Annotated in this window: 18 protein-coding genes and 2 tRNA genes; 7 read left to right on the forward strand and 13 right to left on the reverse strand. The window is 58.9% G+C overall.

The features are described from left to right. Nucleotides 1-194: 194 nt before the first annotated feature. Complete coding sequence (locus tag BFN67_RS05720; protein WP_080918667.1) at nucleotides 195-869, forward strand: alpha/beta hydrolase; 675 nt, start codon at nucleotides 195-197, stop codon at nucleotides 867-869. 74 nt (nucleotides 870-943) lie between these two features. Here the strand turns inward: BFN67_RS05720 and BFN67_RS05725 are convergent, their stop codons facing one another. Genes BFN67_RS05725 through BFN67_RS05740 form a run of 4 tightly spaced genes read right to left on the reverse strand, consistent with a single transcriptional unit; the run spans nucleotide 944 to nucleotide 4,615 of the window. Then, nucleotides 944-1,816, reverse strand: coding sequence for a phosphatase PAP2 family protein (locus tag BFN67_RS05725; RefSeq protein WP_158083475.1), 873 nt, complete (start codon nucleotides 1,814-1,816; stop codon nucleotides 944-946). A 40-nt stretch (nucleotides 1,817-1,856) separates the two neighbouring features. Next, the gene (locus BFN67_RS05730; protein WP_080918669.1) at nucleotides 1,857-3,503 is read right to left on the reverse strand and encodes an ArnT family glycosyltransferase; all 1,647 of its coding nucleotides are present in this window, start codon (nucleotides 3,501-3,503) and stop codon (nucleotides 1,857-1,859) included. Nucleotides 3,504-3,552: 49 nt separating this feature from the next. After that, entirely contained in the window at nucleotides 3,553-3,888 is a 336-nt protein-coding gene (locus tag BFN67_RS05735; RefSeq protein ID WP_080918670.1) for a lipid-A-disaccharide synthase N-terminal domain-containing protein, read from the reverse strand. Then, a complete protein-coding gene (locus BFN67_RS05740; RefSeq protein WP_080918671.1) occupies nucleotides 3,881-4,615 on the reverse strand; it encodes a glycosyltransferase family 2 protein in 735 nt (244 codons plus the stop codon). The genes BFN67_RS05735 and BFN67_RS05740 overlap by 8 nt, the downstream gene beginning before the upstream one ends. Nucleotides 4,616-4,843: 228 nt before the next feature. Between BFN67_RS05740 and BFN67_RS05745 the strand changes: the two genes are divergently transcribed. Beyond that, the gene (locus tag BFN67_RS05745) at nucleotides 4,844-5,497 is read left to right on the forward strand and encodes an FMN-binding negative transcriptional regulator (protein WP_080918672.1); all 654 of its coding nucleotides are present in this window, start codon (nucleotides 4,844-4,846) and stop codon (nucleotides 5,495-5,497) included. Between the two features lie 3 nt (nucleotides 5,498-5,500). On the opposite strand, the gene BFN67_RS05750 is transcribed toward BFN67_RS05745, so the two are convergent. Then, complete coding sequence (locus tag BFN67_RS05750; protein ID WP_080918673.1) at nucleotides 5,501-6,625, reverse strand: anhydro-N-acetylmuramic acid kinase; 1,125 nt, start codon at nucleotides 6,623-6,625, stop codon at nucleotides 5,501-5,503. Nucleotides 6,626-6,725: 100 nt separating this feature from the next. Between BFN67_RS05750 and tyrS the strand changes: the two genes are divergently transcribed. Next, nucleotides 6,726-7,979: a tyrosine--tRNA ligase gene (gene tyrS / locus BFN67_RS05755; protein ID WP_080918674.1), complete on the forward strand. Its 1,254-nt coding sequence runs from the start codon at nucleotides 6,726-6,728 to the stop codon at nucleotides 7,977-7,979. 4 nt (nucleotides 7,980-7,983) lie between these two features. Here tyrS and BFN67_RS05760 read toward each other — a convergent pair whose 3' ends face one another. Then, nucleotides 7,984-11,367 carry a hypothetical protein gene (locus tag BFN67_RS05760; protein WP_080918703.1) on the reverse strand — a complete coding sequence of 1,128 codons (3,384 nt, stop codon included), beginning with the start codon at nucleotides 11,365-11,367 and terminating at the stop codon, nucleotides 7,984-7,986. A 95-nt stretch (nucleotides 11,368-11,462) separates the two neighbouring features. Here BFN67_RS05760 and bcp point away from each other — a divergent pair, with 95 nt between their 5' ends. Together bcp and BFN67_RS05770 are read left to right on the forward strand one after the other, a co-directional pair. After that, entirely contained in the window at nucleotides 11,463-11,930 is a 468-nt protein-coding gene (bcp, locus tag BFN67_RS05765; protein WP_080918702.1) for a thioredoxin-dependent thiol peroxidase, read from the forward strand. Between the two features lie 99 nt (nucleotides 11,931-12,029). Beyond that, entirely contained in the window at nucleotides 12,030-13,334 is a 1,305-nt protein-coding gene (locus BFN67_RS05770; RefSeq protein ID WP_080918675.1) for a M23 family metallopeptidase, read from the forward strand. A 23-nt stretch (nucleotides 13,335-13,357) separates the two neighbouring features. Here the strand turns inward: BFN67_RS05770 and BFN67_RS05775 are convergent. Next, nucleotides 13,358-13,433: transfer RNA gene (locus BFN67_RS05775), tRNA-Val, on the reverse strand. A 218-nt stretch (nucleotides 13,434-13,651) separates the two neighbouring features. Between BFN67_RS05775 and BFN67_RS05780 the strand changes: the two genes are divergently transcribed. After that, nucleotides 13,652-13,728 (forward strand) — tRNA-Asp (locus BFN67_RS05780). Between the two features lie 173 nt (nucleotides 13,729-13,901). Then, nucleotides 13,902-14,231, forward strand: coding sequence for a hypothetical protein (locus BFN67_RS05785; protein ID WP_080918676.1), 330 nt, complete (start codon nucleotides 13,902-13,904; stop codon nucleotides 14,229-14,231). Nucleotides 14,232-14,314: 83 nt separating this feature from the next. On the opposite strand, the gene BFN67_RS05790 is transcribed toward BFN67_RS05785, so the two are convergent. From BFN67_RS05790 to BFN67_RS05815, 6 genes are all read right to left on the reverse strand, one after another. Beyond that, a complete protein-coding gene (locus tag BFN67_RS05790; RefSeq protein WP_080918677.1) occupies nucleotides 14,315-14,587 on the reverse strand; it encodes an HU family DNA-binding protein in 273 nt (90 codons plus the stop codon). Nucleotides 14,588-14,785: 198 nt separating this feature from the next. Continuing rightward, nucleotides 14,786-17,197 (reverse strand): endopeptidase La, encoded by a 2,412-nt coding sequence (gene lon / locus BFN67_RS05795; RefSeq protein WP_080918678.1) that lies wholly within the window; start codon nucleotides 17,195-17,197, stop codon nucleotides 14,786-14,788. Between the two features lie 260 nt (nucleotides 17,198-17,457). Further along, the gene (clpX, locus tag BFN67_RS05800; RefSeq protein WP_080918679.1) at nucleotides 17,458-18,732 is read right to left on the reverse strand and encodes an ATP-dependent Clp protease ATP-binding subunit ClpX; all 1,275 of its coding nucleotides are present in this window, start codon (nucleotides 18,730-18,732) and stop codon (nucleotides 17,458-17,460) included. Between the two features lie 279 nt (nucleotides 18,733-19,011). Then, nucleotides 19,012-19,647, reverse strand: a complete 636-nt coding sequence (locus tag BFN67_RS05805) for an ATP-dependent Clp protease proteolytic subunit (protein WP_080918704.1) — start codon at nucleotides 19,645-19,647, stop codon at nucleotides 19,012-19,014. Between the two features lie 202 nt (nucleotides 19,648-19,849). Then, nucleotides 19,850-21,133, reverse strand: a complete 1,284-nt coding sequence (locus tag BFN67_RS05810; RefSeq protein ID WP_080918680.1) for an O-acetylhomoserine aminocarboxypropyltransferase — start codon at nucleotides 21,131-21,133, stop codon at nucleotides 19,850-19,852. A gap of 145 nt (nucleotides 21,134-21,278) precedes the next feature. Next, complete coding sequence (locus tag BFN67_RS05815) at nucleotides 21,279-21,800, reverse strand: CoA-binding protein (protein WP_080918681.1); 522 nt, start codon at nucleotides 21,798-21,800, stop codon at nucleotides 21,279-21,281. Nucleotides 21,801-22,384: the final 584 nt, after the last annotated feature.

The following is a 22,384-nucleotide window of genomic DNA, read 5'->3' on the forward strand; positions in this document are numbered from 1 at the left end:
TTCAAGGCGAGCCGTCCTATTTACGCGCAAGCGACACGACTGGCCAAGCATGATAAATGCCGAGCCGCCAGTTTTGAACAATTCTAAACTAGCTTTTAAGAAGACGCCTGTCCTGCGTCAAGGCCAGAGGCAACCGTTGTGGACCTGAGGGAAGGTTCCGGGCATCGCCGTCAGTGTGCAGTTGGAGTGAATATATGCCAGAGGTCATTTTCACCGGTCCGGCCGGTCGCCTTGAGGGTCGCTATCAGCCTTCCAAGGAAAAGAGCGCGCCGATCGCGATCATCCTTCATCCGCATCCGCAATTCGGCGGAACGATGAACAACAAGATCGTTTACGACCTCTTCTATATGTTCCAGAAGCGCGATTTCACCACGCTGCGCTTCAATTTCCGCGGGATCGGCCGCAGCCAGGGCGAGTTCGACCATGGCACCGGCGAACTTTCGGATGCCGCGTCAGCCCTTGACTGGGTGCAGTCGTTGCATCCCGATTCCAAGAGCTGCTGGGTCGCCGGTTATTCCTTCGGCTCATGGATCGGCATGCAACTCCTGATGCGCCGCCCGGAGATCGAGGGATTCATCTCCATCGCGCCGCAGCCCAATATCTATGATTTCTCGTTCCTGGCGCCCTGCCCTTCATCGGGCCTCATCATCCATGGCGACGCCGACAAGGTCGCGCCTCCCAAGGACGTGCAGGGCCTCGTGGACAAGTTGCACACGCAAAAGGGCATCACCATCACGCAAAAGACGCTGCCCGGCGCCAATCATTTCTTTTCCAACGACGCCGAACTTCTGCTCGACGAATGTGCCGATTATCTCGACCGCCGCCTGGCCGGCGAACTGGCCGACCCGCGCCCGAAACGGCTGCGATAGAGCATTTTCAGCAAAAGTGTGTGCGGTTTTCCGACAAGATCATGCTCAGCCAGGAAGACGAAAGCCAAGCCGCTTTATCCGCGCTCCGGTAACACTGCATCGGTCGCGGCGGCGTCTTGACGCGGCCCATCCTGGCTGTGCTCCCGCGCTCTCATCGAGCGGCGCAAGACGGGCAGCGAAGCTGACGTCTGCCGAAACAGGAAGCCGAGCCGGGCGAACACCTGTGCCGTCATGATGGACAGGCCGAGGCCGAGGCCGAAGCCGGTCACCGCATCGCTTGGATAATGCGCGCCGAGAAGAACGCGCGTCGAGGCAATCCAGACCGCCGCAAGCATGACGCCGTATTTCCAGCGCGGACATAAAAGCATGATCACGCCGGCGACGGCGCCGACCGTCGTCGAATGGCCGGACGGGAAGCTCGCATAAAGCGGACTCAGCTTGAAAGGGTGAAACGACAGGATTCCGACATCCTGATAGTCGAATGGCCGCTCGCGCCCAACCAGTAGCTTGATCCCGAGAGTGGCCAAACCCGGCAGCCCGACGGCGATCAGGACAAAGAAGGACAGGCAGGTGCGATTATAGGCCGCGACGAGCCGCTCACGCGAGAGGCTGTTCCAATCGATCTGGTTGGCCACCATCAGCCACGCGAGCGGGGGCAGCAGATACCATTTGCCAAGCCCGAGCGGCGTGGTCTCCTCGGCAAACACCTTGAGAGGCGAAGGCCAGTGCTGCCAGTATCGGCCGGCCGCATCATCGAGCAACACGACACAAATGCCTGCCAGCAGCAGCACGGCAAGCGCCCATGACAGCCATGGCGTAGGCGGATAGAGCGGCGGGCGGCGCTCGAAACGGCGATGAACAATCGAGATCGGTCGACGCAAGTTCTCGACGCACCGCGCCCGAACCTCATCGAACCCTGCCCCAGCCGGCTCTTGCGAAGCGTCCATTTGCTCCCTGCCGAAACCCGTTCCCAAGCCTGGCCCCAACCTATTGCCGCGCGATACGGTAAAGCTCCAGAGAAAGCGCGTCACCAGACGAATAGTTGATGCCATCGATCCGTGTCAGCCGATCCGCTTTTTTTCCATGGCCAGCCAGGATCGAAGCCAGTTTTTCGTCGTCCTTAAGCGGGATCAATGCCATGGCGCAGACGGGATCAGACAGAAGATGCCGCGCCGCGCCCGCCACATCGGTAAATTCCGTGTCGGTCCCGGCCAGAAACACCAGGCTCGGCTCCTCATAGCCCACGGATGCCAGCACGGTGTTCGGACATGCACCATTGACGCGCATGGCGTTTACGATACGCGGACTGAGCCAGATCGGCGAGAGCGACGGTGCGATGACGGCAAACAACAATGCATAAGCAATGCCGACGGAAACCGCGATTGCAGCAATTCGGCGCATCGACATTTGCGGACGGCGTGAAGAGCCGAGATAACCGGCAAAAAGCGCCGCCAATGCGGCCGGAACGCTCCACCAGGAGAACGTTCCCATGAGATAAAGCGGCGCCGCCACCGCCAAAACGGCAATTGCCAAGCCAACAATGCCAAAGCCGAATGCTGTCGCCCACCAAAGCCAGTTTTGCCAATTTTTCAAAGGCCTTGCGGCCTCCGAGGCAGGCAAGGTGGCCAACCAGCCAAGCAACAATGCGGCGGCTGGATAAACAGGCAAAACATAATGCGGCAGCTTCGTCGGAATCAGCTCGAATAACAACCAGAACGGGATATACCAGGCAAGGCAGAAGCGCAGCCGGGCATCGTCACGCAAGCGATTGAGCGCCTGCAGGCCGGCATTGACCGCGACAAGGCCGAAAGGCCACATGAACAGCGAATAGGTCAGCACATAATAGCCGGGTGGCGCGCCATGCGACTCGGCTCCGCCCGCAACCTTGCCGAGCATGTCCTTGCCGACCGAATTTTCCAGAAACAGCCCGCCGCTCTTCCACGAGATCAGGATGACCCAGGGCAGCACGATGAGGACTGCGAGCGTCAGTCCCCATTTGGCCTTCAACCGACTGAGCCAGCGCCAATCGCGATCGTAAAGAGAGACGGCGACGATCGTAATGGCGGACAGCAAGGGCGCAATCGGCCCTTTGATCAGTATACCGACACCCTGCGCGGTCCAGAACAGCCAGGGCAGGCCGGGTGGCGTCCGTTCGCCTCGGCGCGACGCAATGTAAATCTGCGCCAATGCTCCTTGCGCCAATACACAACAGGCAAGCAGCGCGGCATCCGTCTTGGCCGTGCGTCCCTCCATGGCGACGCCGAAGATCGCCGCCAGAACCAACCCGGCAATCGTCCCCGCATTCGGTCCGAACAGTCGAGTTCCAGTCCAGGCAATCCCAACAACAGCAATAGCGACGGCAAGAAGCGAAACCAGCCGATAAACCCAGATCGAGGCTGCGGCACCCTCGCCGCTGAGTGCAACCGCCGCGGATTGAAGCCAATAGATACCAACGGGCTTTTGATAACGCGGCGTATCCTGGAAGCGGATATCGATATAATTTCCGGTCTCGGCCATCTGCTTGGTAGCCTGGACGAAACGCGATTCGTCGCGGTCCAAAGGCGGCATATTGAACAGACCCGGCGCCGTGATGACCAGACTGAATAGAAACAGAAGCAGATAACGTATCTTCATCTCAGCCTGGCCGTGAACGGGAACCCTCGCCTTCGTCCGGATAGGCGGATCAATCGACCTTGGTCATTGCCGCGGCTTTGCGCTCGTTGGCGATCAGCCACAGATTGCGGAAATAGATGAACAGACCCAGCGCCTGACCAGCGATAAAAACCGGATCGCGCCGCTGGATGGCGTAGATCAGGAGCAGGCCGCCGCCACCCAGCGAAAAAAACCAGAAAGCGACCGGCACCACGCTTCGCTTTGCGCGCTCGGAGGCCAGCCACTGTACTACGAACCTCATGCCGAAGAAAAATTGGGCGACGAAACCGAGCAGCACCCAGCCGTTGAATTGCAGGATGAAGACCTGATGGAACCAGGTGAACAGATGATCAAATACGCTACCCATGCCCGACTTCCTCTGCCCTTGGCATTCTGCGGCGCCTGCGCCTCAGCCACCAGACACCGCCAAGATCGAGAACGCCCTGCAGACCGCGGTCGAAGATGCCGTAGTTGGATTTTCCATGGCGACGAGAACGATCCACCACATCGCAATGGACGACCCGGTATCCTTCCTGGATCACCAATGCCGGAACAAAGCGGTGCGTGCCATCGAAGAACGGCAGGCGGCGCAGTATCTGCGTATGAACGGCCTTGAGGCCGCAGCCGGTGTCGCGCGTTTCGTCATGCAGGATCACGTTGCGCAGCCAGTTGGCGAAGCGCGATGCCAATTGCTTGGGTTTGCTGTCGCGTCGTTTCAGGCGTTGCCCCTGCGCCGCACCATAGTTCGGCCCCGCCTGTCGCAAGGCATCCACCAATGCCGGTATATATTGCGGGTCGTTTTGCCCGTCACCATCAATGGTGGCGACAATTTCTCCGCGTGCCGCCCATGCGCCGGTACGCACGGCGAGGCTTTGGCCACAGGACGAGGCGTGTCGCATATGCCGCACCGCAAACGGACGTTTGCCAGCTTCGGCGGCCAGCACGGCAGGAGTATCGTCGCTCGATCCGTCGTCAACGACGATGATCTCGAATTCGCGCCCCTGCATAGCCGCCGCGATCTCGTCGATAAGAAGTGGAAGATTGGCCGCCTCATTACGGCAGGGAATGACGATGGATATCAGTGCATCCGCCATGAGTCCGGTCCAGTCGTCACATGTTGTTGCTCTACGGCGGGCAGAGCACCAAGACCGGCCCGACGATCGCATGGCTCAAAAGCCTTCGATGTGCCGCACCATTACGCCAGCGCAAAAACCGAAGCAAGTTCCCCTGTCGCGGTTGCTGGTCGGCGCACAATCGCCGCCAGGCCCAAGCGGAGAGGCCAAGACAAAACTATAAGCACATGACACGGAGCCCGAGACGAGATGTATCAGCCGCCACACCATGTTGAAGACCGTATTGAGGTTATGCATGCACTGATCGGTGCGCACCCGTTGGGATTGCTCATCTCCGCAGGTTCGGAGGGCCCAACAGCAAATGCGATACCGTTTCTGCTCGATACGGATATTGGTCCGAATGGCCGTTTACGCTGCCATCTGGCACGGGCCAACAGCCAATGGCGGGAGATCTCCGCCAATCCCGACAAGCCGGTTCTGATCGTGTTTCAGGGGCCGGACGTGTATGTCAGCCCGTCCATGTACGCCACCAAACGCGAAACGGGCAAAGTGGTCCCGACCTGGAACTATGTCATGGTGCAAGCGCGCGGTATGGCGCGGGTGGTCGACGACCGCGATTGGATCGCCAATCAGATCAGCGATCTTACTCAAAGTCACGAACAGGGCCGTCAGCCTGAATGGAAGGTTACAGACGCGCCCGCACCGTTCATCGACGCGCAGATCAAGGGCATTATCGGCCTGGAAATCGAGATCACGGATCTCCAGGGCAAGTGGAAGATCAGCCAGAACCGTCCGTTGGCCGACAGGGCTGGCGTGGTCGCGGGCTTGACGGGGTCTGCGCCGGAAATGGCTGGACTGGTGCGTCGCTATAGCGACGAGCGCGAAATTAGAAGTGGCAAATGATGGCTATGGCTTGGCAAAAACGCCCCCGGTGACAGGCTCCCGACATCCCGTTGTTGTCGGAAATGTCAGCGGCAGACCCTTTAGCGACCGCATCGCCAGATAGGCCCAGGCCTCCGCCTCTGTGGCGTCACCGTCCATTCCGACATCCTCGGCAACGGCGACGACCGCACCCGACTTCCGCGCACCATCGACCAGATCGTCAACGATATGCGGGTTTTTCCGGCCACCGCCACAGACGATCCATAGCCGTGGCGCTTCCGGTAGGTGGTCTGCCGATTTCAGGATCGCCTGAGCAGAAACAGCGGCCAAGGTCCGCGCCCCGTCAGCGAGGTCGAGCCTTTGCGCCTCCAGCAATGTAAAATCGTTGCGGTCCAGCGACTTCGGACCCGGCCTGTCGAAAAACGGCTTGCTCAGATATCGCTGAACCACGCTTTCCACAACGCCGCCCTCGCTGGCAATAGCGCCGCCCGCATCAAACGGCACGCCCCCTTTCCGTGTGACCCATTGATCGATCAACGTATTGCCAGGTCCGGTATCGAAAGCAATCGGATCGCCCTGTGCCGGTACATAGCTAATGTTGGAAATTCCGCCGATATTGACGAACACGATGGGAGCACGGCCGGCATAAGGCTGTGGCAGTCCCCGAGCCAGCGCCATATGGTAGACGGGCACGAGAGGAGCCCCCTGCCCGCCATAGCGCATGTCATTGGCACGCATGTCATAAACCACGGGAATTCCGGTCAGTGCGGCCAGAAGCGGCCCATTGCCCAATTGGATGGTGAGCCCCTTTTGCGGCCGATGCAACACGGTCTGCCCATGGAAGCCGATGATTTCGGGCTTCCTCCATCCATTGCCGACGCGTGCCAGCAAGTCCGCAACGGCATCGGCATGGCGTTCCGTGATCTCGCGCTCCAGCACCGCAAGGTCATCGGGCCTCTCCTCGCGCCGTTCGATCCTCTTCGCTGCCTCCAGCGAAACCTCTATACGCCGGCGAAACGCAGCATCGTAAGGCGCTGACAGTGTCGGGCCGCGCTCGACCAGCCTGTCACCGTCGGTCCGCAACATGGCTAGGTCGATGCCATCCATCGAGGTGCCGCTCATCAATCCAACCGCGCATATTGCCGCCATTTGGTCGGTATCCTTGTGATTCCTTGGCCGCAGATGCTAAACGCGCGCGTTACCACTTGCCATGCCGACATTTTTGTCCGGCATATTCGGGAAAAGAAAAATGTCCGCCTTCAGATCCGACTTCCTGCGCACTCTTTCCGAGCGCGGCTTCATCCACCAGATCTCCGATGAATCCGGCCTCGATGAGCTTTTCGCCAAGGAAACGGTCACGGCGTATATCGGCTTCGACCCGACCGCCAGTAGTTTGCATGCAGGCGGTTTGATCCAGATCATGATGCTCCATTGGATGCAGCAGACCGGTCATCGGCCAGTCGCGCTGATGGGCGGCGGCACGGGTATGATCGGCGATCCTTCGTTCAAGGACGAGGCCCGCAAGCTGATGACGCCAGAGACGATCCAGACCAATATTGACGGCATCCGAAAAGTCTTTTCCAATTATCTTACCTTCGGCGAAGGCCCCCGCGACGCACTGATGGTGAACAATGCCGATTGGCTGCTGCCGCTCAACTATCTCGAATTCCTGCGTGATGTCGGCCGTCATTTCTCGGTTAATCGCATGCTTTCGTTCGATTCCGTGAAATTGCGTTTGGACCGCGACCAATCGCTGTCGTTCCTCGAATTCAATTACATGATCCTGCAGGCTTATGATTTCGTAGAACTGAACAAGCGCTACGGCGTCCGCCTGCAAATGGGCGGGTCCGACCAGTGGGGAAATATCATCAACGGCATCGACCTCGGCCACAGGCTCGGCACACCGCAATTGTTTGCGCTCACGTCGCCGCTATTGACCACAGCCTCCGGCGCCAAGATGGGCAAATCACTCAACGGTGCGGTCTGGCTGAACCCGGACATGCTTAGTGCCTATGATTTCTGGCAATACTGGCGCAACACGGAAGACGCCGATGTCGGCCGCTTCCTGAAATTGTACACGACGTTGCCGCTCGATGAGGCCGCAAGGTTGGCAGCACTGGGCGGCGCGGAGATCAACGAGGCCAAGAAGATGCTTGCCACCGAAGTGACCGCGATGCTGCATGGCCGCGATGCTGCCGAGCAGGCCAGTGAGACAGCCCGGAAGACCTTCGAGGAAGGCATTACCGCCGACACGCTCCCGTCCGTCGAAGTGCCGCGTTCCGCGTTTATCAATGGAATCGGGATCCTGTCTCTTTTCGTGACGAGTGGCCTTGCTGCTTCAAACGGCGAGGCGCGGCGACACATTCAAGGTGGCGCGGTACGGCTCAACGACGAACCGGTTTCCGACGACCGGCGCTTGATCACGCTTGACGATCTGGACCAGGAGAACGGTCTGAAGCTCTCTTTGGGCAAGAAGAAACATATCCTCGTGCGACCGGTCTGAACTATCACCGGAATTCGAAGATCGAGCGGAAAATGCCAGGAGCGATGACCGACAACGGGTTTATCGAAAGATCCGGCTTATTGGCGTCTCCCTTCAAACGATAGGTGACGCCGATCAATCCTCTGTCGCGACCATTGCCAAGCAGTGCGCCAACCAATGGCAGTTCACCAAAAATCCGGTTGAGGCCATAGGCAGGCATGAACGTGCCAGTCAGGTCCATATTGTTGTCGTCGTCGTAGAGCGTGCCCTGGAAGGTCGTTCCGATCAACGGACCACGCAACACACCCTTTGCGAGTTTGACATAACCATTGCCCTTCTCGATTTCGGCAAAGCCGCGTTCAAACCTGACCCGCGAGGCGTCGATCCTGCCCTTCACAGCCTGGTTGAGGCTCCGACGGTCGCCTTGCGGTGTTGTCGAGACGATCGAAGCGAGTTTGGGCTCATCCACAATCAGGAAGTCGCGCGCCGCTATGGTTCCGCGCAGTGGTCCCGATCCATTGCCTGACAAAGCGAGCGTGATCCCGCCGCCCTGCATGTGCTCGTAGACATCGAGAAACCGCAGGATTGCACCGGCATCCGCCGATTTCATGTTTAGCTTGCGTCCATCGGCGCTGCCAATATTGGCAATGGTGATGGACGCGCCGGAGGCGGCATTGGCACTCACCTCCAAGTCTCCCACGCGTGCGCCAGTGCCGCTATAGTTCAATTTCAGGTTCGACAATTTCTCATTATGAAAGCCGGTAAGCGAATCCACCTTTGCGTCGATGGATATCGGATCCGATTCCACACCTTTGGCGGCTGGCCCATCCGAGATCAGTTGCTTGATCAGTGAGCGGGCGTCGAGTGCGGCGCCTTTCACGTCGACATCATACCCGCCTTTTGACGTTCGCTTGATCGTAACGTCCACATCGTCACCCCGATTCAGCCGAACCTTGTTGAAACTGGCGGAGATCAGATTGCCATGTGAAAGAACAACATCACCGTCGATGGCGAAGCTCTGGCCGTCCAGATCGAAACCGGACAATCTCGTCTCGCCATTTGACTCCGCCAAGGTGAAAGCAACCTTTGCCGGAACGCCTGGCCCTTTCGACCAGCCGACCCACGGCAAATTCAGCCGGGCATTGGTGAGATCTGCCGATGCACGCTGCCCGTTGCCTGTGCCCTTCTCCATCGTCACCCGTACAGTGCCGGAAAGGAGTGTTGCCAAGCCCGGCATCAAAGTCTCGCGGGTCTTGTCGTCCAGCACGAGCACAACCTTGCGGCTGCGTGGCGGCCCGGTGTCTTCCAATGGCTCAATCAGGTCGAGTTCCGCTGGTATGCCATTCAGACGAGCCTTGGCCGCAATGACAGCCTTCTGCGGGCCGACGGTGATGGTTCCATCCGCCTCGCTGATAGCCTGGCCGTCAACCGGTTCGGCAATCGAAAGGTTCTCATAGTCCAGGGAAACCAGCCAATCGAGCATGCCGGGATCAACCCCGGATTGCAACGGGATGTCCGCCTTCACATGCCCAGCAACAGTGCCCGAGAAATCGTCGGGCGAAAGGCCGACAAAGCGCATGGCATTGATCGGGTCGTAGGAGGCCAGTTCGGCGATTGCCGGCGCCTCTCCCGCAACATCGATGTCGAGCGCGCCGATGACCGGGGAAATGTTGGCGCTCTTGATCTTCAGCGTGCCGTTGCTGGCGGCCACGACACGGCCGCTTGGCAGATAAACGGTGCCGGACGACAGCGAAATATCAACGTCATTGCCGTGAAACTCCACCACGCCCACCGCATCGCGAATCGGCGGGATACGGCCGGCCGTGTCGAAGCGTGAACCGTCGATCACGAAGCGGCCGAATACCTCGTCGCGGGAAAGCGGCACGCCATTTCCCGCCCTGCCTGGAACGACCTGATATTGCAGGCTGGCATCGGTCACGCGCCCTCCAAAAAGGTTCTCCAAGACCCAGAGCCGGGCATTGCCGGCTGTGAACCATGGCCAGAGTTGCTTAACATGCGACACCGGCATGTTATGAACTTTAATGGCAACCGACACGCCCGGCGCTTCGCCCTCAACGAAGTTAACGGCGGCTGTACCCAGCGCCTCGCCATCGGGGCCGGACTTGACCGCGATTGTGTCTGCCAGAAGCCTGTTCTTCGCTGGTAGATAGCGCCCAGCTATCCTGGCAATAAATTCGAGCGCAGGTTCGGGTGATGTCGAGGGAATCAGCGTCGAGCCGTTGCTGACGAAATCATAGCGATAGGATGGGTCTTCGCCGACAGTACCCGCCATCGGTGTCGGTCCGATCGATCCCTGGAAATTGAGCGTGGAGTGCCCGTTCCTGATCTTCAATTGGCCCACGTCAATCTTATTGGTGCCCTTCACCAGCGCCGCATCGGCGACTACATCGGCCTTAAACAGACCACGCCTGCCGAGGTCAATCACCGAGCCCGCCAGCGAAAGGGATGCAGCAAGTTTTGGTGGTTGGTCACCCTCACCTTCAGTGCCGCTGATATGAAGCTTGATCGTACCAAGAGCCGGCGCCATTGCTGCTCTCGCAGATGCGCCGGCATCAATGGCGATGTCAGCCTGCAAACCGGTGATCCGGCCGGAAGCATGGCTGGCAGCCGATGCAGCGAGCGTCAACGCCTTATCATCGAGCGCGATGGTGGCTGAGGCGACCATCTTGTCCGGCCCCGCCTGCGAAACAATAGCGTGAGCCACTTTGACCGCGCTTATGGGTTCGCCTTCCGGCAACACGAATTCAACATTGTCGAGTTCGATCTCGCGCAGCGAATCCAAGCGTACCGCATCGAGCATATCGCGAACCGAGGCGAACACAGCGTCAATAACCTTGTCAGGATCCAGCAACCCGTCGGTATTGCGCAGCGATGTATAGCGTTTGTCATCGCCAGACGGCATGACCGCCGTCACAATGCGCGCGTCAGATATGCGCGCGCTGGTCAGGCGTACTTGCCCGGATAGCAGCGGAAGAAGCCTCACACCGAAACGCACACTTCCGGCATCCGCCATCTTGGCTCCACCAGCCTGCTTCAGGCCGACGTCATTCACTTGGAGCGCAAGGAAACTAGACCGGTCGAGCGTAATCCCCGCCTGGCCGACGGAAACCTCGACATCGAAACCAACCATGTTCTCGACTGCGGTCTCCGCTTCGGCGTTCAGTTTCTCGGTGCCGATGCCGGAAGCGCCCAATGCATAAACCGCAACGGCAAGGATCACCACAACGGCCAAGACGCCACCGAGCACACGCGCCACAACCCTGAACCCGCTTCCGATTGCCGCTCGCCCTAATGGCGGCATTCGACACGCCGACGGAAAGGCTCCCAGATCGGCGATTTCGTCTCGTCTGAATTTGATTTTCTGGTGCCGCGGAGGCTCCTGATCCACCCGATTTTCCGCCATGTCAGTTCGATCGTGGACGAATCCCGTTGCGACAATATATCGATGATGGCCTGCACGTAACCACAAACGAGGGCACCTCTATGGCCGAACTTCAAATTGGCGACATGGCACCGCAATTCGAACTCCCACGCGATGGCGGCGGATCGCTCAAGCTTTCCGATTTCCGCGGCCAGCCCGTGGTGCTGTATTTCTATCCCAAAGACGACACGAAGGGCTGCACAACCGAGGCCATCGACTTTTCGCAACTCAAACCGGAATTCGACAAGATTGACGTAATGGTGATCGGCCTCTCACCGGACAGCGCCAGAAAGCACGACAGATTCAAGGCCAAGCACGAGTTGGCCGTCTGTCTTGCTTCCGACGAGGAGCGCAGGGTCATTGAAATGTATAATGTGTGGGTGGAAAAACAGTTATACGGCCGGCGCTATATGGGTGTCGAACGCGCCACTTATTTGATCGACCAGGGCGGAAAGATCGCCCAAATCTGGCGCAATGTGCGCGTTAACGGTCATGCCGAGACAGTCCTCGAGGCCGCGAGGGAACTGTAGTGGCTCAGACAGGCCATTCGCCGAGTTTTCGCAAAATTTTGTTAACCCTAACGATTTATAAATGAGGCTGTCTCGTTATCGCATACGAAAGCCGGTCTCGTGAAAGCATCGACTCCTTCAACGGTCTTCGGCAAGCGCAAGGAGCCTCATACTGTCATCATCGCCCACGGCGACGAGATCCGGCATTTCACGGTGCGTCCCTGGATGGCTGCCTTTCTCGGTTCAGCCGTCGCGGCAATAGCGGTTGGCTATCTGCTCGCCACATCCTATCTCGTGTTGCGCGACGATCTTATCGGCGCGGAGGCGGCAAGGCAGGCACGCCTGCAGCAGGTATATGAGGACCGAATCTCGGCGCTGCGTACGCAAGTCGATCACATCACAAGCCGGCAATTGCTCGATCAGAAATTGGTGGAGACCAAAGTCAGCGAATTGATTGAACGCCAGAGCCAGTTGAACGAACGCCATGGCAGACTGGCACCGCTTCTACGGCGGGCGGAAAACGAGATTGGCCTCGCCGCTCTTCCGGAAAACGCTCCTGCCCCAAGCGAGAAACCCGATATACGTGCCGAGTCGCAGGCGCCTGGCAATTCGCCTGTGGCTACGCTGGCCAGCCTCGGCGCCGACTCGACGCAGCCATTCTCACAATGGCCCGTCCGCACGACTTTCCTTTCCGGACAAGATCCATGGATCGATAAGCCCGGCAATCTCTTCGGCTCTATTAGCGAGTCCCTCAAGACAATCGAGTCCGACCAGTTCGTCCGGATCGCCAATCTAACGGATACCGCCTATCAAAATGCCGGTGCTATTGCCGATACACTGGGGGCCGCCGGCTTGCCGGTAGACAGCGACATGGGGCACGATGATTTCGGCAAGAGCGATGTCGGTGGCCCCCTGATTCCAATCGACGATCGGATGATCTTCGACGCAAAGGTCAAAGAACTGGACGAAGCCCTGGATGCGCTGGAACAGGTGAAGGAGGAAGCGAGACGCCTTCCGCTTGCCAACCCCGCGCCGGGCCACACGGTCACCAGCCCCTTCGGTGTGCGCAGTGATCCCATGATCGGCACTGCCGCACTTCATCCAGGAATGGATTTCCGCGCTCCGGTCGGCATGGAGGCCAAAGCTACGGCCGCTGGCGTTGTGGTACGCGCCGGTTGGGCAGGCGGCTACGGCCGGATGGTGGAGGTCGATCACGGCAACGGCTTTGCCACACGCTATGCACATTTGAGCAAGGTTCTCGTCAAGGTCGGACAAAAACTGAAGGCGGGTGAAACCGTGGGCCGAACCGGCAGCAGCGGCCGCTCGACCGGTCCACATCTTCACTACGAGATTCGCCACAATGGCCGCGCCGTCAACCCAATCCGATTCCTGGCCGTCGGCAAGAAACTCCGCAGCTATATGTGAACAAGCGATACGCGGCTTGGTGATGGTGGGCGATGACGGGCTCGAACCGCCGACATCTTCGGTGTAAACGAAGCGCTCTACCAACTGAGCTAATCGCCCGCTACGGCCGGTCTTTAAACAGCAAAGCCTGGCTACGCAAGCGCAAATCAAGGCAGGCGTAGCAGCCTTCCGCCGGCATATTTCAATCACCGGAAACAAGCAGGAAAGAATGTTCCCGTTCTTTTTCGTTCTTGCGGTCCCGGCCGCTTGACACCCAGCGGGGAACCCCTTATCCACCCGCCAACGACGCACACGGCTCGCCGCTGTTCGTCCCAAGCGCGGGTGTAGCTCAGTCGGTTAGAGTGCCGGCCTGTCACGCCGGAGGTCGCGGGTTCGAGCCCCGTCACTCGCGCCATTTTCCAGCTTAGATTTTTTGACAGCCCGAGCTTCATCGAGGATGCAATCATCTGGGGCTTTGTGTCTTGGTATCGTCGGCTGTGAGCTCCGAAAAGCCACGGTGGGAATCGGACCAATCCGGCAAATTCCTGATCACCGTGCGTCACAATTCTTCCCGGTTTTGGGTGAATTATGGCGACTGTGAAGCAGTATCTATACTCTTATATCAGCGACGGGATCGAACATTCGCTCAAGATTTGGGCCTCCTGCGAAACGGAAGCTGAAGAGAAATTGCGCGCGTTGCCTTGGGAGCCAGGAAACGGCCCTGTCACATTTCAACAGGACAAGGCACGACACGAGACCACGCCTGACGCCTCCCTGCTTGTGTTGCTTATTCTAGCTGTCGGCCTCTCTATGATGTTCCACTACGCCGAGGCTGATATGCGGCGGACCGCATCCGCCGGAGATCTCAAACACCTCTCTCATCTGCTCCGCCCGCACAAGCCTTATCATCGTGCATGAACCATGAACGCCGGCTGCCGTTGACGCAAAAGAAAAGCCGGGGCGAACCCGGCTTCCCAGCATTCAAAAATGAGAACGCGGCCTTAATTGACGGCGTCCTTCAGGCCCTTGCCAGCCGAGAATTTCGGCACGGTACGGGCCGGAATCTGCACCTCGGCACCGGTCTGTGGATTGCGGCCGGTCGAAGCGGCACGCTTTGACACGGAGAAGTTTCCGAATCCAACCAGACGGACATCGCCGCCCTTCTTCAATTCGCCGGTAATGGCGGCGAACACCGCATCGACCGCCGACTGAGCCTTCCCCTTCTCGAGTCCAGCCTGTTCGGCCACGGCGGAAACCAGTTCGTTCTTGTTCATAAAAAATTCCCTTCCTAGAGAAAACCGGAACACATCGACTCATCCGGCAGGAATTGGACTTTAGAAAGAAGCAATGCCACAACCAAGCCAAAATACGTCATCGAAAGCCACAAAAGCCCGGAATTCCGGGCTTTCCAACAGAAAAGCCGGGCTTTTGGCCCGGCTTTGTCGTTTCACGGCTGCTTATGCGGCAAAGGCTCAGTGAGCCAGAGACTTGCCGGTATCTTCCGTTCCATCCGCCGGCGTAGGCGGAGCGATCGGTTCAACCCATTCGATCGGCTCCGGCACCCTTACCAAGGCATGGTTGAGAACCTCGCCGACCCGGCTCACCGGAATGATCTCCATGTTGTTTTTGACATTGTCAGGGATTTCGGCGAGATCCTTGGCGTTGTCTTCCGGTATCAGCACCTTCTTGATGCCGCCACGAAGGGCCGCAAGCAGTTTCTCCTTGAGACCGCCGATCGGCAGAACCCTGCCGCGCAGCGTGATCTCACCGGTCATGGCGATATCGGCTTTCACAGGAATGCCGGTCAACACCGAGACAATTGCCGTTGCCATCGCCACGCCGGCCGACGGGCCGTCCTTCGGCGTCGCGCCTTCCGGCACGTGCACATGGATATCGCGCTTTTCGAACAATGGCGGCTCGATGCCGAAATCGATCGCTCTTGAGCGGACGTAGGAGGCCGCCGCCGAAATCGATTCCTTCATCACGTCCTTCAGATTGCCGGTGACGGTCATGCGGCCCTTGCCAGGCATCATGACGCCCTCGATGGTGAGCAATTCACCGCCGACTTCCGTCCATGCCAAACCGGTCACGACACCGACCTGGTCATCAGCCTCAACCTGGCCAAAGCGGAACCGCGAAACGCCGAGATAATCCGAAAGATTGTCCTTGGTGATTTCGATCGACTTCTTCTTGGAGCGGATGATCTCCGTCACAGCCTTACGGCCGAGCTTCATCAATTCGCGCTCCAGGCTACGCACGCCCGCCTCGCGGGTGTAGGTCTGGATAATGGCACGGATCGCATCGTCGCTGACCGAAAACTCCTTCGGCTGCAAGGCATGATCGCGCGTGACCTTGGGCATCAGGTGCCGCTTGGCGATCTCGACCTTCTCATCCTCGGTATAGCCGGCGATGCGGATGATCTCCATGCGATCCATCAGGGGCGCAGGAATATTCAGCGTATTCGCCGTCGTCACGAACATCACGCTCGACAGGTCATATTCGACCTCCAGATAATGATCCATAAAGGACGAGTTCTGTTCCGGGTCGAGCACTTCAAGCAGCGCCGAAGACGGATCGCCACGGAAATCCTGGCCCATCTTGTCGATCTCGTCGAGCAGGAACAGCGGGTTGGATTTCTTGGCCTTCTTCATCGACTGGATGACCTTTCCGGGCATCGAGCCGATATAGGTGCGCCGGTGGCCCCTGATCTCGGCTTCGTCGCGCACGCCGCCCAGCGCCATGCGCACGAATTCGCGGCCTGTCGCCTTGGCGATGGACTTGCCCAGCGACGTCTTGCCGACGCCGGGAGGACCGACGAGACACAGGATCGGGCCTTTCAGCTTCTTCTGGCGGCTCTGTACGGCGAGATATTCGACGATACGGTCCTTGACCTTGTCGAGTCCATAATGGTCGGCGTCGAGCACCTCCTGTGCGTAGTTCAGATCCTGCTTGACCTTCGAATTGCGACCCCACGGGATCGATAGCAGCCAGTCAAGATAATTGCGCACGACCGTGGATTCGGCCGACATAGGCGACATCGAGCGCAGTTTCTTCAGTTCAGCTTCCGCCTTCTCGCGGGCTTCCTTGGAGAGTTTCGTCTTCTTGACGCGCGCTTCGATCTCGGCCGCCTCGTCGCGCCCGTCCTCGCCCTCGCCAAGCTCCTTCTGGATCGCCTTCATCTGCTCGTTGAGGTAGTATTCGCGCTGCGTCTTCTCCATCTGCCGCTTGACACGCGAGCGGATGCGCTTCTCCACTTGGAGAACCGAAATCTCGGCCTCCATGAAGCCCATGGCCTTCTCCAGACGCTCCTTGATGGACAGCGTCGCCAGCATCTCCTGCTTCTCGGGGATTTTCACCGCCAGATGCGAGGCGACCGTATCGGCGAGCTTGGAATAGTCGTCGATCTGGCTGGCCGCGCCAACGACCTCCGGCGAGATTTTCTTGTTCAGCTTGACGTAGTTCTCGAAGTCCGAGACCACCGAGCGGGCCAGGGCCTCAATCTCGACTTCCTCGTCCTTGGGTTCAGTCAGAACAGCGGCTTGAGCCTCATGGAAATCGCTGCGGTCGGTGAATGCGGAAATTTTTGCCCGCGACACCCCCTCAACCAATACCTTGACCGTTCCATCCGGCAATTTCAGCAACTGCAACACATTGGCAAGCGTGCCGATGTCATAGATGGCATCCGGTTCCGGATCGTCGTCCGCTGCATTCTTCTGGGTTGCAAGCAGGATTTGCTTTTCCTGCCCCATGACGTCTTCCAGCGCCTTGATCGATTTCTCTCGCCCGACGAAGAGCGGCACGATCATATGCGGGAACACCACGATGTCGCGCAGCGGCAGAACCGCGAAAACGCCATCGCTCAAAGCACGGGATGATTTGGCCATTGTCCAACCTTTCCTGTCGCAAGCCGCCGTTAGCCAGCCGCGAATCCTATATTAACGACCATGGGTCGTTCCGCCTATCATCCTTTGTAAGGGGAGATTTCACAGCACGGAATGTAGCCCACCGGCCTTCCACCGTTAGTTGGAGACAGGCAAGGCAAAGATCAAGGGCCGATATTCGGCCACCGGTCCCGCCCGTGTCTCCGACGCCAAAACGGCGCCCGGAGGCGCCGCTTCTCACATTCTGATGCGAGAAAACCATCTCAGGCGCTGACGTTGCCCTTCTTTTCCTTGCTCTCGGCATAGATGTAGAGTGGCCGCGCATTGCCCGACACCACCTCTTCCGAGATCACCACCTCGCGCACGCCTTCCAGCGCCGGCAGTTCAAACATGGTGTCGAGAAGGATCGCTTCCATGATGGAGCGCAGGCCGCGCGCGCCGGTCTTGCGCTCGATGGCGCGCCTGGCAATTGCCGACAAAGCGTTCTCATGGAAGGTCAGTTCCACATTCTCCATCTCGAAGAGGCGCTGATACTGCTTGACCAGAGCATTTTTCGGCTCGGTCAAAATCTGAATCAGAGCCGGCTCGTCCAGATCTTCCAATGTCGCCAAGACCGGCAAACGGCCGACGAATTCAGGGATCAGGCCGAATTTCAGGAGATCCTCCGGTTCCACGAGGCGAAACAGATCGCCACTGCGCCGGTCATCCGGCGAAGCCACGGTCGCGCCGAAACCAATGGAGGTCTTGCGGCCACGATCGGAGATGATCTTGTCCAAACCGGCGAAGGCGCCGCCGCAGATGAACAGGATGTTGGCGGTATCGACCTGCAGGAACTCCTGTTGCGGATGCTTCCTGCCGCCCTGCGGCGGCACGGAGGCTACAGTGCCTTCCATGATCTTCAACAGCGCCTGCTGGACACCCTCTCCCGACACGTCGCGGGTGATCGAGGGATTATCGGACTTGCGCGAAATCTTGTCGATCTCGTCGATATAGACAATGCCGCGTTGCGCGCGCTCAACATTGTAGTCCGCCGCCTGCAACAGTTTCAGGATGATATTTTCGACATCCTCACCCACGTAACCTGCTTCGGTCAGCGTCGTGGCGTCGGCCATGGTGAAGGGCACGTCGATGATGCGTGCGAGCGTCTGGGCAAGCAGCGTCTTGCCGCAACCGGTCGGACCGATCAGAAGGATGTTCGACTTCGCCAGTTCGACATCGTTGTTCTTTCCGGCATGCGCGAGCCGCTTGTAATGATTGTGGACGGCCACCGACAAAACGCGCTTGGCGTAGGGCTGGCCGATCACGTAATCGTCCAGGACCGTCAATATTTCCTGTGGCGTCGGCACGCCCTCACGCGACTTCACCATCGAGGTCTTGTTTTCCTCGCGGATGATATCCATGCACAGTTCGACGCATTCGTCGCAGATGAACACCGTCGGGCCGGCGATCAGCTTGCGCACCTCGTGCTGGCTCTTGCCGCAGAACGAGCAATACAGCGTGTTCTTGGAATCGCCGCCGCCGTTGGAGACCTTGCTCATTTTCCAGTCCTTTCATGGCCGCCCGCCGATGATATGGCTGAAAGGGCGCATGTACACTTTATCGCGGAAACCCGCAGCCGCCAGCATCTGGCCAACATATTCCGTACGAAACACAAATCGGAAACGCCGAGCCGATTCGCGAGCCCAACAGCGAAGCTAAGCTGTCGAAACTCAACATAGCCTTAACGTAGGCAACGAACGAGGCTGTGGAAACAGGCAAATGTGGCGTAATTGCCGCAACAGATGGCAAAAGCACGATATCGCTTCATCCGGCGGCTATCAGCCCTCCTTGCCAGCAGCCTCGATCTCGTCACGGGACGTCAACACCTTGTCGATGAGGCCCAGTTCCAACGCCTGTTCGGTCGTCAGGAAATTGTCGCGCTCCATGGCGTTGTGGATCGTCTCGTAATCCTGCCCGGTGTGCTTGACGTAGATTTCGTTCAGCCGCTTCTTGAGGCGCTCGGTGAACTGGGCATGGATCATGATGTCGGTCGCCTGCCCCTGATAGCCACCCGAAGGCTGGTGAATCATGATCTGGGCGTTCGGCGTGCAGAAGCGCATATCCTTGGCCCCTGCGGTCAGAAGCAAAGAGCCGGCCGACATCGCCTGACCGACGCACAGCGTCGACACCGGCGGCTTGATGAACTGCATGGTGTCGTACATCGCAAGGCCGGACGTCACAACGCCGCCCGGCGAGTTGATGTACATGTTGATCTCCTTCTTCGGGTTTTCCGCCTCGAGGAAGAGAAGCTGGGCACATACCAGCGAAGCCATGCCATCCTCGATGGGGCCGGTGATGAAGATGATGCGCTCCTTCAGCAGGCGCGAGAAAATATCATAGGCGCGCTCGCCCCGGTTGGTCTGCTCGACCACCATCGGAACGAGGTTCATGTAGGTTTCGACAGGGTCTTTCATCATTGTCCCTTCGCGAGGCAAGCGGAATCGTTCTGGATCGTCTTGTGCTAGATAGGATGCCGGCTTGCTCTTGTGCAAGGGGACCCGGTTGGATCAGGCACTTCGCGGCTCGCTTCGAGGCCTGGCCCTGAAACGAAGAAGCCGGCGCGCATTGCCGCGGCGCGCCGGCTTCCGTGCCGATAAAGCGGTTACGATGCCGGGATCAGGCCTTCGCCAGCGCCTGATCGAGATCGGCGACGATGTCGTTGACGTCCTCGATGCCGACCGAAAGGCGCACCACTTCCGGTCCCGCGCCGGCGGCAACCTTCTGCTCATCGGACAACTGGCGGTGCGTGGTCGAGGCCGGATGAATGACCAGCGACTTGGTGTCGCCGATATTGGCCAGATGCGAGAACAGTTCCAGCGATTCCACGAATTTGATGCCGGATTCGTAGCCGCCTTTCAGGCCGAAAGTGAACACAGCACCCGCGCCCTTCGGCGAATATTTCTTCTGCAAGGCATGGTTCTTGTCGTTGGGAAGGCCCGGATAGGACACCCAGGAAACCTTCGGATGGTTGGAAAGCCAGGCGGCAACCGTGGCGGAGTTGTCGCAATGGCGCTGCATCCTGAGCGGCAGCGTCTCCAGCCCGGTCAGGATCATGAAGGCGTTGAACGGCGAAATCGCCGGCCCAAGATCGCGCAGGCCGAGCACGCGCGCGGCAATGGCGAAGGCAAAATTGCCGAAGGTTTCGTGCAGCACCATGCCGCCATAGTCGGCGCGCGGCTTCGACAGCATCGGATAGCGGTCGGACTTCGACCAGTCGAACGTGCCGCCATCGACGATAATGCCGCCGATGGAATTGCCATGGCCGCCGATGAACTTGGTGAGCGCATGGACGACGATATCGGCGCCGTGTTCGATCGGCCGCACCAGATAGGGCGATGCCAGCGTGTTATCGACGATCAGCGGCAGGCCGTGCTTGCGGGCAACCTCGGCGATCTTGGCGATATCGACGAATTCGCCGCCGGGATTGGCAAGGCTTTCGATGTGCAGCGCCTTGGTCCGGTTATCGATCAGTTTCTCGAAGCTCGACGGATCGTTGACGTCGCCCCAGCGCGCTTCCCAGCCGAAATTCTGGAAGGACGAGCCGAACTGGTTGATGGTGCCGCCATAAAGCTTGCGCGCGGCGACAAAATTGTCGCCCGGCTGCATCAGCGTATGAAAGACCAACAGATGCGCCGCCTGCCCCGAGGCTGTCGCCAGTGCCGCCGTGCCGCCTTCAAGGGCTGCCACGCGCTCCTCCAGCACCGCCTGCGTGGGGTTCATGATGCGGGTGTAGATGTTGCCGAACGCCTTGAGGCCGAACAGGTTGGCCGCATGCTCGGTATCGTCGAACACGAACGACGTCGTCTGATAGATCGGCGTGGCGCGCGCGCCGGTCGCCGGGTCCGGCTTGGCGCCGGCGTGAACTGCAAGCGTGTCGAAACCGGGTGAACGCTGGGACATCTGTTCTCTCCTGAAAAACTTCGAAAATCGGCCGCCATCTTTGGCCGGGCACGCTGCCTATTGCAAAGGGGAAAATGCCTCACCGTGCAGCAGTTTAGAACAAAGCCAGCCAAATTGGCGGATAGATTGGAAAATTTTTCTCAAATCATTTTGGCCGCACGCCGAAACTCTGGAACCCCTGCCGCATGATCGGCTTTTTCGACGACAGTACGCCGGAATTGACGCCGTTCCAGCCAATCTCGCCGGAAAGTCGGCCATATTCGATCTTCGGACAACGGTTCATGACCACCTTGATGCCGGCAGCCTCTGCCTTGGCGGCGGCCTCGTCATTGCGCACGGTCAATTGCATCCAGATCACCTTCGGCAGCGGATCCAGCCTCAAGGCCTGCTCGACAACCGGCATGACGGCGTTCGACGCCCGGAAAATATCGACCATATCGACCGGTTCGGGGATTTCGGACAGGCTGGCATAGACTTTTTGGCCAAGAATTTCCTTACCCGCCTGTCCCGGATTGACCGGAATCACCGAGAATCCCTTGTTCAGCAGGTATTGGAGAACAAAAAAACTCGGCCGTATCTCATTGGCCGAGGCGCCGACCATGGCGATGGTCTTCACCGAATTCAAAATGCCGGAAATATAGGCGTTATCATAGCTGTCGTGATTCATGACCCGCAATCTGGAGCCGCATGACCTCCGGTTCAAGCCAACCGCGTTGGGCCAGCGTTTCCCTTGACGCACTTCACCGTTGCCACGCCCGGCTTTCGCCGTCTGGCCATTTCAAAGAACGGACCTTTCGAGGGTGAAAGGTCGGGAGACGGCGCATGGCATTGCGCCTGGTTATTTAAGTAGTGACGCTCTGCCATGCGCCGCCGGCGTTTCTACCCTTGCCTTTCCCGGCCCATCGCCCATTTGCGGGCGCGAGCAACGCAGGTCCGGTTCGGGCCGGGCGGTTCCGTTCACTGTTACGGATAACACACCCGGCGCCACACTTGCCTGGATGCTCGAGTGTGCACACCCGTTCCCGCTGGCAAGCTGCTGAGGGGGATTATGCGGGAAGGATGGCGGGTGTGGGTAAAACGGGGAGAAGGAAACCGCCGTTACTCAGCCAAGCGTTTGTTCGACAAGGGTTTTATTTATACTGGCAAGGGCAGGCGATAAATTTCCGTCCACGCGAACTGGAGCCGCCTTCGTCCTTCGAGGCTCGCCCCTTCGACAAGCTCAGGAGCTCGCACCTCAGGATGAGGGCGGGG

This window comes from Manganibacter manganicus (genome assembly GCF_002075885.1).
GTDB classification, from domain to species: domain Bacteria; phylum Pseudomonadota; class Alphaproteobacteria; order Rhizobiales; family Rhizobiaceae; genus Mesorhizobium; species Mesorhizobium manganicum.